This is a genomic window from Leptospira dzoumogneensis, assembly GCF_004770895.1.
Lineage (GTDB): Bacteria > Spirochaetota > Leptospiria > Leptospirales > Leptospiraceae > Leptospira_B > Leptospira_B dzoumogneensis.
Genome location: NZ_RQHS01000019.1, coordinates 80,186 through 93,898, shown reverse-complemented (window position 1 = coordinate 93,898; position 13,713 = coordinate 80,186). Strand labels below are relative to the sequence as shown.

General features: G+C 40.6%; 11 protein-coding genes. 4 read left to right on the top strand and 7 right to left on the bottom strand.

Going from position 1 to position 13,713, the window contains the following annotated elements; all coding sequences use genetic code 11:
* Positions 1–2 precede the first annotated feature (2 nt).
* The 3 genes from EHR06_RS14050 to EHR06_RS14040 all read right to left on the bottom strand — a co-directional run bounded on the left by EHR06_RS14050 (position 3) and on the right by EHR06_RS14040 (position 3,252).
* On the bottom strand, positions 3–581 hold the full coding sequence (locus tag EHR06_RS14050) for an anthranilate synthase component II (protein WP_135757579.1): 579 nt from the start codon (positions 579–581) through the stop codon (positions 3–5).
* Positions 578–2,002: an anthranilate synthase component I gene (trpE, locus tag EHR06_RS14045; RefSeq protein ID WP_167492310.1), complete on the bottom strand. Its 1,425-nt coding sequence runs from the start codon at positions 2,000–2,002 to the stop codon at positions 578–580. The genes EHR06_RS14050 and trpE overlap by 4 nt, the downstream gene beginning before the upstream one ends.
* 86 nt (positions 2,003–2,088) lie before the next feature.
* Complete coding sequence (locus tag EHR06_RS14040; RefSeq protein WP_135757577.1) at positions 2,089–3,252, bottom strand: acyl-CoA dehydrogenase family protein; 1,164 nt, start codon at positions 3,250–3,252, stop codon at positions 2,089–2,091.
* A gap of 442 nt (positions 3,253–3,694) precedes the next feature.
* On the opposite strand from EHR06_RS14040, the gene EHR06_RS19160 reads away from it, so the two are divergent.
* On the top strand, positions 3,695–3,841 hold the full coding sequence (locus tag EHR06_RS19160) for a hypothetical protein (protein ID WP_167492302.1): 147 nt from the start codon (positions 3,695–3,697) through the stop codon (positions 3,839–3,841).
* Positions 3,842–4,302: 461 nt separating this feature from the next.
* Here EHR06_RS19160 and EHR06_RS14035 read toward each other — a convergent pair whose 3' ends face one another.
* Positions 4,303–5,151 carry a patatin-like phospholipase family protein gene (locus EHR06_RS14035; RefSeq protein ID WP_135757576.1) on the bottom strand — a complete coding sequence of 283 codons (849 nt, stop codon included), beginning with the start codon at positions 5,149–5,151 and terminating at the stop codon, positions 4,303–4,305.
* Positions 5,152–5,274: 123 nt separating this feature from the next.
* On the opposite strand from EHR06_RS14035, the gene cutA reads away from it, so the two are divergent.
* Entirely contained in the window at positions 5,275–5,592 is a 318-nt protein-coding gene (gene cutA / locus EHR06_RS14030; protein ID WP_135757575.1) for a divalent-cation tolerance protein CutA, read from the top strand.
* A gap of 94 nt (positions 5,593–5,686) precedes the next feature.
* A complete protein-coding gene (locus tag EHR06_RS14025; protein ID WP_135757574.1) occupies positions 5,687–6,301 on the top strand; it encodes a hypothetical protein in 615 nt (204 codons plus the stop codon).
* 49 nt (positions 6,302–6,350) lie between these two features.
* Here the strand turns inward: EHR06_RS14025 and EHR06_RS14020 are convergent, their stop codons facing one another.
* Both EHR06_RS14020 and EHR06_RS14015 read right to left on the bottom strand, forming a co-directional pair.
* Positions 6,351–8,048 (bottom strand): CocE/NonD family hydrolase, encoded by a 1,698-nt coding sequence (locus EHR06_RS14020; RefSeq protein ID WP_135758060.1) that lies wholly within the window; start codon positions 8,046–8,048, stop codon positions 6,351–6,353.
* A gap of 207 nt (positions 8,049–8,255) precedes the next feature.
* Positions 8,256–9,290 (bottom strand): helix-turn-helix domain-containing protein, encoded by a 1,035-nt coding sequence (locus tag EHR06_RS14015; RefSeq protein ID WP_135758059.1) that lies wholly within the window; start codon positions 9,288–9,290, stop codon positions 8,256–8,258.
* Positions 9,291–9,517: 227 nt separating this feature from the next.
* On the opposite strand from EHR06_RS14015, the gene EHR06_RS14010 reads away from it, so the two are divergent.
* Positions 9,518–10,816, top strand: coding sequence for an OmpA family protein (locus EHR06_RS14010; protein ID WP_135758058.1), 1,299 nt, complete (start codon positions 9,518–9,520; stop codon positions 10,814–10,816).
* A 372-nt stretch (positions 10,817–11,188) separates the two neighbouring features.
* Here the strand turns inward: EHR06_RS14010 and EHR06_RS14000 are convergent, their stop codons facing one another.
* A complete protein-coding gene (locus EHR06_RS14000) occupies positions 11,189–13,588 on the bottom strand; it encodes a sulfatase family protein (RefSeq protein WP_135757572.1) in 2,400 nt (799 codons plus the stop codon).
* Between the last annotated feature and the right edge of the window lie 125 nt (positions 13,589–13,713).

Genomic DNA, 13,713 nt, shown 5'->3' with positions numbered 1-13,713 from the left:
ATTTATGCTTCTGAAACGATTCGAGAAAAGTTTCTCACCAGTTCCAATCCGTTTTGTGTCATGATAGACTCGGGATGGAATTGAACTCCATATAAATGAGGTTTTGTTTTATGACGTACTCCCATGATAATCCCGTCTTCCGTCTTGGAGGAGACTTCAAGCACGTCCGGAAGACTTTCCGGTTGGATCACAAGAGAATGATATCTGGTAGCTAAAAATGGAGAAGGCAAGGACTTATAAATATCCTTACCGTCATGTTCTATCAAGCTGACTTTACCGTGCATGATATTAGGAGCGTTTACTATCTTTCCGCCATGGACAAGACCGATTGCTTGGTGACCTAAACATACACCTAAGATCGGTAATTGTCCCGCCAGTTCTTTTAAAATATCGATACAAACTCCAGAATCTTCAGGACGTCCAGGGCCAGGACTTAAGATAATTCCTTTCGGAGCCAATCTTTTGATCTCGTTCAGATCAATTTTGTCGTTTCGGTAAACTTCTACCTTATTGCCGATCTGTGAAAAATACTGATACAGATTGTATGTAAAAGAATCGTAATTGTCTACGAGAAGGATCATCTATTCCATTCTCCTTTCAATCCGTTCCTTGCGAAGTCTACTGCTCTAAGTAAAGCGGCCATTTTATTTTTGGTCTCTTCCAATTCGCCTTCGGGAGAGGAATCATAAACCACTCCACCGCCTGCTTGGACGAATGCCTTCTCTCCATAAAAGGAAATGGTACGGATCACGATAGCCATATCGGTATCTCCTTGGTAGGAAATATAACCTAAGGCTCCGGAATAAATACCTCTTCGGGTCCTTTCTAACTCGTCTATGATCTCCATAGCTCTGATCTTAGGTGCGCCTGATACCGTTCCTGCGGGAAGAGTAGCGCGGAGAAGGTCATAAACAGATTTACCTTCTTCTAAAATGCCGGAACATTGGCTCACGATATGCATAACGTGGGAATATTTTTCTATAATTTTGAAATCTTCTACACGGACACTTCCCGCTTCGCAAACCCTACCTAAGTCATTTCTTCCCAGGTCCACGAGCATGATATGTTCAGCGATCTCTTTAGGATCCGCCAAAAGATTTTCTTCCAAAAGTCTGTCCGCTTCCGGATTAGCTCCTCTTGGTCTTGTTCCAGCGATCGGTCTAAGGTACGTTTTTCTATCCTTACATTTTACCATGATCTCGGGAGAAGATCCCACTAAGGAAATATCGTCCAACTTTAGGAAATACATATAAGGACTTGGATTTACGGTTCTTAATCCTCGATACACTTGGAAAGGAGGGACACCTGGTCGGAATTCCAACTTTCTAGAAGGAACTACTTGGAAAATATCTCCCGCGTAAATATATTCCTTCGCCTTCTGGACCGCTTTTTTATAATCTTCGTCGGGAATATTAGGAGTGTATTCTAACTTCTCTTTAGATTCTACCGGATGTGCTACCCAGTTAGGAAGTTCTCCTTCTCGAATCTCTTTTTCAATCGCATCAATTCTTTCTAATGTAGCTTCGTAACAAGCTTTAGGATCTTCGTATTCTGAAAGTCGTGCATTTACAACGATCCTTAAAAGTCGATCCACATGGTCTACTACCAGGACTTCATCATATAAAGCAAAGTATGCGTCCGGAGCAGGTTCATCTTCCGGTTTAGTATCCGGAATATTTTCATAATAACGAACAGCACCAAAGGAAAGAAAACCTACTGCGCCACCTTGGAAAGAAGGAAGTCTATGATCCGGAACGTATTTATCGTCTCCCATAGAATATTCCAATAGGAATAACGGATCATAAGTGATGATCTCTGTTTCGGGTTCTTTTCTTTTGGAAACGTAGAATAGACCGTTCTTTCCATAGAGCAATCTGTACGGATCTTTTCCTAAGAAGGAATTCCTGCCTACATTCTCTCCGCCTTCTACCGATTCTAGAAGAAAAGAATGTTTGGCCTCGGTGCCTCCCCATTTTGCAAAAAGAGACACCGGGGTTTCCAAATCCAAGAAGACTTGTTTGAAAACAGGGATTAGATTCCCGGATTTTGTTTTCTCCAGGAATTCTTCGTATGTTAAGGAAAATTCCTTCAGAGGTTCGGTCCTTCTATCCCTTTACCTTCTGTCAGGTAACGAGAGATGATCAATCTTTGGATCTGAGAAGTTCCTTCGTAAATTTGGAAAATTTTAGCGTCTCTCATCAGTTTTTCAACCGGATACTCCGAGTTAAAACCGTAACCGCCTAACACTTGAACTGCGTCAGTCGTAATTCTCATACAAGCGTCGGCGCAGAATGCTTTAGCGATGGAAGCTTGGTATGTATTTCTGTAACCGTTATCGATCAACCAAGCTGCTTGATGGCAAAGAAGTCTTCCCGCTTCTATATCTCTTGCCATCTCGGCGATCATAAAAGAAATAGCTTGGTTCTCTATGATAGGTTTACCGAAAGCGGTTCTAGTTTTAGCATATTCTAATGCATGTTCCATAGCAGCTTTTGCAACACCTACCGCTCCAGTCGCAACTCCAGGGCGAGTATGATCGAATGCTCCCATTGCGATCTTAAATCCATCGCCTTCTTTACCGATCATTTGGCTTTTATGGACCTTCACTTCTTCAAAAGTGATCCCTCTTGTGTCGGAACATCTTTGTCCCATGTTCAATTCTTTTTTGCCAATGACAACACCAGGAGTTTTGGAACTAACTATAAATCCAGTGATACCTTTATGACCTGCAGCAGCATCGGTTTTGGTAAGAACGAAAAACCAATCCGCATAACCTGCGTTAGTGATCCACATCTTGGAACCGTTGATGATATATTCATCTCCAACTTTTCTTGCAGTAGTGCGGATACCTGCAACGTCTGAACCCGCGCCAGGTTCGGTAACTGCATAAGCGCATAGTTGGAATTGTTCCGTCATAGGTTGGATCCATTTTTTCAGAACTTCGTCACTTGCTCCGATAAGCACAGGCGCTAATGCCAAATTGTTTGCAAGGATAGCGGTCGCCATCGCAGAACAACCCCAGAATAATTCCTCACCGATGATCGTATCATCTAATTCGGTCATTCCGGCTCCGTTATATTTTTCCGGAATATGGATATTCATTAATCCGATTTCCCAGGCCTTTTTCAAGATCTGAAGAGGATATTCTCCCGTTTTATCGTGATGTTCCGCTTTTGGGCGGATCTCATTTTTTGCAAAATCTCTGGCAAGACCTCTAAGCGCTTTTTGATCGTCTGAAAGAGCGAAATCCATTATAACTATAACCTTAATTGGAATGAGGGTAATCTGCGGGAGACGCGATGTATGAACCCTGGGAACAGGTTCTAAGCGGAAGGGTACCGAGTCAAGAACGTACGATTGGATTAAAGGGTATGAGAAGAATCCTGAAATCCTTTAAATGCCGAAAAGACGGCATCGGTTTCGGATCCAGGTTTTGGAAATAAATTTCCAATCGGGAAATGCCGAGCGAAAAACTCTCTTCATCTGAGACCCGAATGAGTTTTCATTTCGTTCCATTTTGAAGGTTTCAAATCCTTCTTTTAAATATGTTTTATAAAAAAAGAAGAAGGTTAGATTAGCGAAATTTTATATAAGCTTTCGAATTTTGATTGTGGGCGGTCAGAACTTTTCCGGATTATCTTTAACCTCGGTCTCGGGATTTTACCGAGGCCAAAACAATTAAAAGGATGTTTCCATGAAAAAACTAGTATTAGCGCTTACGACTCTTGCTCTCGTTGCAGCTTTCGCACTAAGCGCAGAAGAGAAAAAAGAGGCTCCTAAAAAAGAGGAAGCAAAGAAAGAAGCACATAAGGCTGACGCTAAAAAAGAAGCAAAAAAATAATCCCGAAAGGGTTTATTGACGTCAGCACTGGATATAAGAGTGCAGCGACAAAAAGGGCCTCCCGTAAAGGAGGCCCTTTTTATTTCAATATAGCTAAAGAAGAACTATGTGTAAGTCGGTCTTCAAAAAAGAATCCGGCAGGTCAGACCGCACCGGATATAAGAGTGAAGCGACGATAGGAGTCCGAAGACTCCCGTTTCTTATTCATAAGATCCTCCCCTCATTGTCAGCTATTTTTTCCCACAGGCCCATTTCTGACTCTTTTGGTCGCCCGTGCGTAATTACGGAATTTTTATCTGTTATAACATAATTTTTGCTTGTAAAACAGATGCTTTTATGGTATGGTCTTTTGCACACCGGAAGCGAAAACGGAAGGTGGAATTAAGGAAAAGGAAGAATTCCAAATGAAAAAACTAGTATTAGCAATCACCACTTTGTCTCTTGTCGAGCGGCTTTTGTATTTAGGTCCCTAATATTTGGGATTTCATAAAATGAGCGGACCTTCTACCCAACTCCAAAGCTAATCTTCCGTTTTCCATTTTGTTCGGATGAAGATAAGGAGTATTGGTCACTACTCTGATAATTTTTTTACCATACTTCTTAGCTAATAATTCTTTAAGATCTCTAGTCTCACTTGCGATCACACTTACGCAAGAGTCGAAAGCCCTCATTAGAATTTTATCAGAAACAGGCTTGCGGTTCTCAATATCGTGGATCACGATCCTTTTGATACTTGGATCCAATATAAATTCTTTGATCGGTTCCGCATCCGCAACACCACCATCTAAAAATTCCTCTCCTTTTAGGTTTGGAATTTCGAATAAAATGGGGAATGTCATGGAGGCCATGATCATATCTACGATATTCCCTTCGGTCTTTAATTCTCTGATACCTTTTGTAAGATTAGAAACTGCGATCCCCATTTTAATAGGCATCTCTGAAATATCCTTACCTCCTAAATAAGGTTCTAATAAGGTCCTGATCTTTTTTCCGGAAAGAATGCCTGAATAATTTTTAAGTCCTTTTTTAAACGGTTTCAAGAACTGACTGAAAAAGTTCCCGTCCCAAAAATCGCTTTTTTGCAAAGTAAGAATAAACCTTGTGATCTCTTCGGGGGGAATTCCTGCAGAGACTAAGGAACCGATCAAAGCTCCTGAACTAGAACCCGCGATCGCAGCCGGTTTGAAACCGATCTCTTTTAGTCCTAGAGAAAAACCTGAGTGAGCATAGAAGCCGAAAAACGCCGAGTTCAGCGCTAATGCGTCATACGATTTTTTAAAGATAAGATTCGGCGATTTTTTGGAAGCCATTGCGAATTTCTTAATTTGGAGGGCGGCTTTGTCGAGAATTTTACCTCAACTTTTAGGACTTTCGTTTTGCGAATTCGGAAGAATCATCTTGAAACAATTCAATTCCGGGAGTATCACTATGGTATGAGCTATCGAACTTTTTACGTCACCACGAAGAACGAAACCGAGGCTTTAGAGATCGCGGAAACTTTAGTAAACGAAAAACTGGTAGCCTGCGCAAATTTGATCCCTGGAATGAAATCCATTTATAGATGGCATGGAAGATTGGAGCATAATCAGGAAACGGTTCTTTTGTTAAAAACCAAAGATTCTGAGGCGGAAAAAGTCGTAGCAAGAATTTCGGAGCTACATAGTTACACGGTCCCATGTATTGTTTCCTGGGAAATCAAAGAGGCGAATCAAAAGTATTTACGTTGGATAGATTCGGAAATCGGAAAATAATTCTTTCCCTTTAAACAATCTTTCCATACATTCGGATATTTTTATCGAGTCTCTTGGTTGGAAATTCCGACAGATTCGTGACTGAGGCGGATGAATGGAAGAAAAAGCGGAAAAGTTTTGGACCTGGTTTTCCCAAAACAGCCGGTATTACACTAAACTAGATGACCTGGATGATAAAGAAAGAGATCGCCTTTTGGACGATCTGATGGATCGACTTCAGGAAGTGAATTCCGAGTTTTTTTTCGAGATCGGTGGGGGAGATGAAAGTCCTCACGAATTCACAGTCGTGACAGCAGGAGACGAGGATCTTTATGCGGAAGCGGAAAGATTCGTAGACCTCGCTCCTGAAATTTCAGGCTGGGACGTATTTTCCGTAGACCAGTACCAAGAAAAAGGTACAGTCATATTTCACGAAGGACTGGAATTAGATTCGGAAGAGATCTGGTTTCTGCCTTTAGAGAATACAAGTCTTCCTAAAAGTTTCGGAGTTCGGATCTGTTTCCCTGATTTTCCGAATGTAGAATCCAGTCCTCATCTCAAAAAAGCAGTCGGCTTATTATTAGAAGCTCTTCTCGGCGAAGATACTTATACCAAAGAAATAGGATATTACGAGATTGGAATGCTTCCTGACGATCCTGAAGAGGAAGGATTTATAGAACTAGTGGAATTGCCTGATTATATCCAGTGGAGAAAGGAAAGAGAGGCATAAAAAAAGGCGGGCAAGCCCGCCGTTAAAAAAGGGGAATGGAAAACCGAAATTAATTCTCCGATTGGATCACTAAAGTGGTTTGCGGGGTTTTGGAGTGTTTCACATCCAGACCATAAATCAGCACAGTAGGCACCGCGTATTGGGAATCGAAAGTATCGATAGCGATCGCGATCTTATTTCCTGCAGGAACATCATACGCTACCGCATTTAGATCGATAGACATATCTTTTGTTTCGTACCATCCAGCATCGAAAATAGTAGATGTACCATGAGTGATCAAGGTAGCAGTGCCGTATTTGTCTACATCGTAGAAGTAAACGTTCACGTTAGCCTTTCCTAAGCTGGAAGAGATCCTTCCGTTCCAGAACATTTTACCTCTGATCTTCAACGTAGAACTTAGGTTAGAAGATTGGTAAACGATACCGTTCACTCTGCTTACTAAAGCTAAATTGGTTGTCACAGGAATATCCGCGTGAGAAGCAAGAATATCCGCAAGTAAAGGAAATCCGGTGCTCGCAGCAGTGTCCGCTCCGGAAAGAATTCCGGTATTAGTAACGGTAGTGTTTTGGCTTGTACCGATCTCTCCGTTAGTGAATAGACCTCTAGGTTTCAGATAAAAAGTTTTATCGGAAACGGTAGGAGAAGGCCAAGAAGGAAGAGTCACTCTAGGTCCTGCAAAACGTTTTTGGAAAGTAACCTGAGGTTTGTCCATGATCCCGTTATTGATCCCTTTCAACCAATAATCGAACCAATCGTATGCGTTATCCCAAACTGTACCGGAAAAACCTAGGATACCCCCGATTTCTGCGGAAGCATGGATCCCTTCGTTCATTAAAAGTTTTTTAGGAACAGTGATCTTAGAATAATAATCCAAAACCGCGTTCGGGTTAAATAAATAGTCCTCGAAGTTATTCGAGATCAGAACCGATTTACCTGCAGAAGCATTCAACTGTCCTACAAAAGTTTCAGGAGAACGATCCGCTGCCCATGTGGTCACAGAATCGATATCCGTATGCTGTAAAAGTTTTCCGAAATTTTGCGCGATGATCGGATCAGGTTTTCCTGTGATATAGCTGGAAGCGACAAGCAATAATCCCCAGATCAATCTAGGAGTATCGTTGCCATAAAGAGAACGTTTGAGATTTCCCCAGCCGCTCATTGCAACAGCAGTTTTAATTCTAGGTTCGGTGCTCACACCCGCTAAAGAAATTCCGGCACCATAAGAGATACCTGAAATACCGATATTTGCGGAATCGGTTTGAGTGTTTGCAAGCAGCCAATCGATAATTTTGCTAAGATCCGCTCTGTCTTTTGGACCGGCAGTATCAATGAGTCCTCCGGAAGCCCCGAAACCTCTTGTGCTATAAGAGAGAACAATATATCCCTTTTTAGCGAGTTTTGCGGCAGGAACCAGATACTCGTATTTATTCAACGCCCAGCTATTAACGAAAATTACCGTTGGGTATTTTCCGGTAGCGGAAGGGGTAGAAGGTGTGAAAAGGCTGGCTTCTAACACAACTCCGTCGTTTGCAGTTACCTTAATGGTATTGTCGAAAGTGAAACTTCCGTCGCTCTCTTGCGCGAATGCGTTTTGGATCTGACCGCTTGAATCTTCTAACTCGGAAACACCTTTGTTTCCGGAAGCTTGAGCCAGGCTTGGATCTAAGGAAGCTAAGAGGGCTGCAGCTTCCGCATTTTGGGAAGAATCACTTTTACAAGAGTAAAAAGATCCTCCCACGATCATCATTAGTATGCAAAATCGCATAACTAACGTTCGGTATATTTTTCTCATCACTATTCTCCATACGCTTTTTCAGTCTTTGACTTTTAGCTAATTTATGAAGATGGAGTATAAGACAGTTATCAGTGAGGGTCGTCTTGGATTCGAATCTTGGACAAATTAAAAGGTCTTAATTTTTTATTTGAACAAATTCAGAGAAGAACGTTCGTTCAATTAAGAGACTTTAGATTTTCTAAGATACTCTCTAGGAGAAACGCCTTGTATAGATTTGAATGCAAGATTGAAAGTCGCCTTTGAATTGAAGCCGGATCTGTAAGCGACGGAGAGAATATTGGCTCCTTCTTCTTTTTGTAATATACGAACTGCTTCCGCTACTCTGAAACCGTTCACGAACTTTGCAAAGTTAGTTCCTTTTCTTTGGTTTAGAAATTCTGAAAGTTGATATGGTTTGATGTCTAACTGATTAGCGAGTGTGGAAAGGGAAAGATCTTCCTGCAGGTATAATTTTTCTTTTGACATCAAACTTTCTAAACGATTTTCCAGATCGGATGTGTCCACACCTTCTAATCTGGAGTTACGATATGCATCTCTCATAGAAGGTCCCATCTCGCTGAAAACTTCAGGCGCATAAATTTGTGCCAGATAACCTGCGACCGCGTAGATGACCGTGCTTAGAACGGAAATGAATAATAAATGAATATCTCTGATCAAATAAGAGATAACAAGGATAGAAGTTACACTTCCGCTTCCGATTATAACGAACAGAAGTATCCTCGCACCCGCATCTTTTTTCAGTCTTTCCAATCTGAAAGCGGCTCTTGTCTGCCAAACGATAGAAGAATAAAATACCAAATTCGCGGAATAGGCGCCTAACAGCAGGATATCCGACCAACTGGTGGAGCCCTTTTCGAAATAATCTACAGGTCTGCTCTCAAAGATTTGAGGCAAAACTAAATAGAGTACAGGGAACAAGATAAGAAGAAGTATTCCTGGAAGATAAAAACTCCTTTCGAATGCTGTGAACTTCTCCTCTCGAACCGTAACAGAATACAAACTGTACATTCCGGGTCCTAAAAACCATGCGAATGGAATATGAAGATGATTTAAAAACGAAGGTTCGAAATAAATCCCCTTCAAAAGAAAATAAACATATAAGAACTGGATAGAAACACAAAATGATAATAAAGATAAGATCTTTAAACCGGCAGATTTCTCCGGTCGGAGCAGGCATGCCACAGATAGAAGCATACAAAACAGAACTCCGAAAAATACGATCTCATGGAAATGAGGAATCACGAACTAATTGGATGAATTTTTACCGCCTGCTTGTCAAGTTCTTACGTTTAGAATAGAAGGCCCTAAAATCACTTTTCAGAGCAGAAACCTGGGCCCTTTTAGTCTAAATATCCTGGAAAGAGACCCATTTTTTGAGATTCCTTTCTAAGTTTTTGGGGAAATTTTTCGAAACTATAGATATGGCATTCAGAGGGCTCCTCATCTTCTTCTTCTTAATTCCCTCTTATATATTTTCCGAAACTCCAATACTGTTCCGATGGAAAATGAGATCCGGAGACGATCTGGAATTGAATGAATACCATAGAGTAAAGGCCAGGCAAGGCCTTAGAGTTATCAATAGAGAAGATAAAAATCGAATTTTGTTAAAGGCGACTAGCTGCAAAAAGGAAGGTTGCGATTTTTCAGCAATATTCGATACATATATTAAATTTCCTGAATTAGATCCTGCATTCTATAAAGACAAAACTTTTAAGAGTAAATTTAACATTTCTGAATTGGGCCAATATACGGTTCCTCCCGAATACAGTATGCCCAATCTAAGATCGCTGCCTAGTTTCTCCGCGAAAGAAGTAACTGTGGGAGAAGAGTGGACCAAACCCGCTTCTGAAAGTTTTCAGTTCCCTGCAGCCAGAATAGAGATCCCGGTCCAGGCAAAGTATATTTACCAAGGTAAGGGAAACTGGGAATATGCAGGCAAAAAGGGGAATGCTGACCTAATCGAATATAATTATAACTTAATGAAAGAATCGGAGCCGATCGCTCAGAATATACCCTACAAAATTTACGGTTTTGCAAAAGGAAAAGTATTCTTCGATTCCGAGCAAGGTATTCCTCAATACAAATATGTCCAACTTGCTTACACATTCGTATTCCCGAACGGGGTCGCACAAGAAATGTCTTTCGAGATCCACGGAGTGTATTCTAAACAAAATTCCGTTACCGAAAACGATAAAGATAAGATAGCAGAAGAAGTCAAAAGGATCTTAGGTCCGTTCCCGGAGGGAACTACTTACCCTAAAAAGAAACCGACCGGCAAAAAGAGCAATGGATTGGAATGGCCTGAATGGGAAGGAAATCCGGAAGAAGAAGTTCCGGAACGCGCACCTGTCGAGATCAGAAAATCGAATGAAGGTGTTGTACTTTCCTTAGATAATCTTCTTTTCGATTATAATAAATCAGAATTAAAACCGGAAGCCAAAAAGGTTTTAGAAAGAATTGCGGACGTTCTGAAAAAATATCCTGACAGAGAAATTCGGATCGGCGGACATACTGACGATAAAGGAAGCCAAGAATATAATCTCAAACTTTCCCAGGACAGGGCATTATCGGTTCTGCAAGAGTTAAGGGATTCTCATGGAATAGAAGAAACTAGAATGTCTTATAGAGGTTACGGAAAATCTCAACCTGTAACTGAAAATTCCACGGAATTAGGCAGGGCGAAAAACCGAAGAGTGGATATCACCATCGTTTTAGAATAATATCGGCTTTTGCCCTTTTGCAAAAATACGAATTAAAAGTAATCTTCACTTTTGCATTCGTTAAAATGATTATTTTCCATTAAGCAGGAAAGAAGGATGCTATTATAGGATTCTGTTCCGGGCTCGTGTGCGCCTACAGCTTGACAAACTGCGTCTCTCATAACTTTTCTTCTGTCTTGGCAGCGTTCCACCGGATTAATTCCGCAGGATATAAAACCGAATATTAGAATAAGACAAAATACGAGATTTCTAACTTTCATTCTTTTCACCTATTTCTGTTTGGATTAGCAAGCGGATAACATAACGAAGGATATGGAAAAAGCAAGGAGTTTTGGCAAAAAGAGGCGGAGAAACTTTGTTATAAAACAAATTCTATTCGTGGATATAACCCCAGCTTTCTAATACTTTTCTGACTTCTTTTCCTAGCGCTGCCTGCTCCGAAGATTCTGAATTTCCCGAAAGACCGGCATCGTTATAAAAATAAGGTATTTTAGAAGTTTTGAATTCGTAAGGAAGTTTTGCAGAAGCAACTGATTCGGGAGAATCTCTGTAAATTTTAGAACTCGCTTCCGATAGAATTCCCCATTTTCCGGATTTATAATCTTCCGGTTTTCCATCCTTGGAAATGGACAAACGAAATCCGAAAACAGGTTCTACTGTGTAGAAGGAGAGGATACTTTCTTTGCCTGGTGCTTGTTTTACAGTGAGAGAAGCGGACTTTGTTTCTAATCTATTTTCAATAAATGGAGTATCGGATTGTATTTTATAAATTCCAGCTTGGATCCCGATCTCAATCTTACGAGTACATTCTTTTTCGCATTCAGGCAATCTGAGTTTGAAAACATTTTTCTTTAAACTATGAGAATCTAATTCCTGTCTCGCCTTTGTTAGAAGTATAGAGTTACTCGCAGAAAGATTTTGTAATTCTCCGGGGTCTGAAGCCAAGGAATAGAATTCCTCGGACATTTTATGAGGTTCTCCTTCTTTGGTCCTTCTTACAAAATCATAACCTGGATATCTACGGATGAGTTTGTATTCTTTGGTCCGAATGGATTCCGAAAATCTTCCTTCGGTATATACAAAGTCCTCGGATTGCGGACCTTCTTCTCCATAGATCGCTTTGGAATAATCATTTCCATCGCAGGAATTCGGATCACAAGGTAAGCCCAATGCTCCGGCTAAAGTGGGAAAAAGAGAAAGCAGGGAGACTTGTTCGGGGAAAGTTCTTTTTTTAATATTCGATTTTGCTGATGCAGGAGGATGGATGATCCAAGGAACCTTGATCTCCTCGTCGTAATGTGTTTCTCCGTGAGCATGAAGATTTTCAGCCACAAAATGATGATGATAATAATGTTCCATGGATTGTAATTCTCCATGATCTGCGACTATTGCGATCCAGGATTTATCGAATGCACCTGTCTTTTTAGCTTCTTCTAAAATTAATCCTATAACTTCGTCCGTATATAAGATCTCTGCCATATACTTTCTTACATAAGGATCGTAACTATTCCAGATCTTAGGATCCGTCTTCTTCGCTAAGATATCCATATACTTTTTTTCAGGAAGATAAGGATAATGAGGAGTGTTGATATTAATATGGAGAAAAAATCTTCTGTTTTTATTCTCTTTCAGGAACTTTATGGATTCTGCATGTATCAGCTCGGTATCGTCTTTGTCTTTTCCTGGTTGGAATAATTTATGAAATCCTAGATCGACTCCCACTCCAGTATAATCCAGGAGAAAGACATTATTCATTAGGCTTGCAGTTAAATAACCTTTGGATCTGAGATGGTTCGGAAGAGTTTCCGGCTTTTTAGAATAGAATATTTTTCTATGAAGATTGCTGGAATAGAACCAAGCATTTCCGAGACCCAATTCGGATGCGATCTTAGAAGTAAAAAAGGAGATCATACTCGGCTTGGTCCAATTCCCGTTAGAGTAAGCATTCTCAAAAACGATAGAGTCGGAAGCGAGTTCGTCCAAATAAGGACTGGTAGGAACAGGTGAACCGCCGAATCCTAAACGATCCGGCCTAAGTGCATCCACCACGATCAATATTATGTTTTCTTTAGGTCCCCAAAGTTTTGGGTCGGCTACTGAAGCATATAATGCAGGCTGTCCTACAAATAAAAGATCGTTCTGATTTTTAGGAGCCCATTCAAAATTCCAAACAAGAGAAGGATCCTCTTCCAAAGATTTGGAAATGGATTCCGGGATCTTGATCTTATGATCGATCCATTCTCTCCCTTGGCTTTGTACATCTTCGGAGAATACGACATTATTTCCTAATTTCACGATCAGTTTTCCGGAACTTGGAACATTCTCCCCTAAAGAAGAAAGTGCAGTTGTGGAAAAATCCAGAATGACATTTTGTAGATCGTAAAGTTTTGCTCCAGGAATAATAAACTCGGAGGAAATATCGCAGCCTCCATTTTGGAATAAGAGTAAACTATCTCTGGATTCGTTTAAAAGAGTTTGTTTATCTTTTAGAATGGTTAATTGAGTGTTTCTCCATTTTTCATTCAGAGGAAGTTCCGAATAACGGGATGGATTTTTTTTATAATGATAAGAGATCTTTTTAACGGCTTCTTCCGAATTTCCTCTGCATACACTTCCAGATTTTTTTAGAGAACGAAGTCCGTCCCAAACAGGGATTATGGTCTCTTCTTCTTTTGAAAACGATCCGGGAAAAATTTGCCTACAATCCTGCAAAAGATTACAAAGCAGGATTGGGATCAATATCCTAGAAAGTTTGGAACCAAAAGAAATCATGAGAACAAGGACAGAATTTTACTTGAGGGGTCCGTTTACAACACTTATCATCCGGATGAACACCATTCAGTCGGCGCTTGTTTGAGCGAACAGAACGTTCGTTACTAAAAATTCAATGGACCTGT

What these genes read in the sequence shown, in the direction of transcription:
- EHR06_RS14010 (WP_135758058.1), top strand. Translation starts at nt 9,518, where the DNA reads ATGGCATTCAGAGGGCTCCTCATCTTCTTCTTCTTAATTCCCTCTTAT.
- EHR06_RS14040 (WP_135757577.1), bottom strand. Translation starts at nt 3,252, where the DNA reads ATGGATTTCGCTCTTTCAGACGATCAAAAAGCGCTTAGAGGTCTTGCC.
- EHR06_RS14000 (WP_135757572.1), bottom strand. Translation starts at nt 13,588, where the DNA reads ATGATTTCTTTTGGTTCCAAACTTTCTAGGATATTGATCCCAATCCTG.
- EHR06_RS14035 (WP_135757576.1), bottom strand. Translation starts at nt 5,151, where the DNA reads ATGGCTTCCAAAAAATCGCCGAATCTTATCTTTAAAAAATCGTATGAC.
- EHR06_RS14020 (WP_135758060.1), bottom strand. Translation starts at nt 8,048, where the DNA reads ATGATGATCGTGGGAGGATCTTTTTACTCTTGTAAAAGTGATTCTTCC.
- EHR06_RS19160 (WP_167492302.1), top strand. Translation starts at nt 3,695, where the DNA reads ATGAAAAAACTAGTATTAGCGCTTACGACTCTTGCTCTCGTTGCAGCT.
- cutA (WP_135757575.1), top strand. Translation starts at nt 5,275, where the DNA reads ATGAGCTATCGAACTTTTTACGTCACCACGAAGAACGAAACCGAGGCT.
- EHR06_RS14025 (WP_135757574.1), top strand. Translation starts at nt 5,687, where the DNA reads ATGGAAGAAAAAGCGGAAAAGTTTTGGACCTGGTTTTCCCAAAACAGC.
- EHR06_RS14015 (WP_135758059.1), bottom strand. Translation starts at nt 9,290, where the DNA reads ATGCTTCTATCTGTGGCATGCCTGCTCCGACCGGAGAAATCTGCCGGT.
- EHR06_RS14050 (WP_135757579.1), bottom strand. Translation starts at nt 581, where the DNA reads ATGATCCTTCTCGTAGACAATTACGATTCTTTTACATACAATCTGTAT.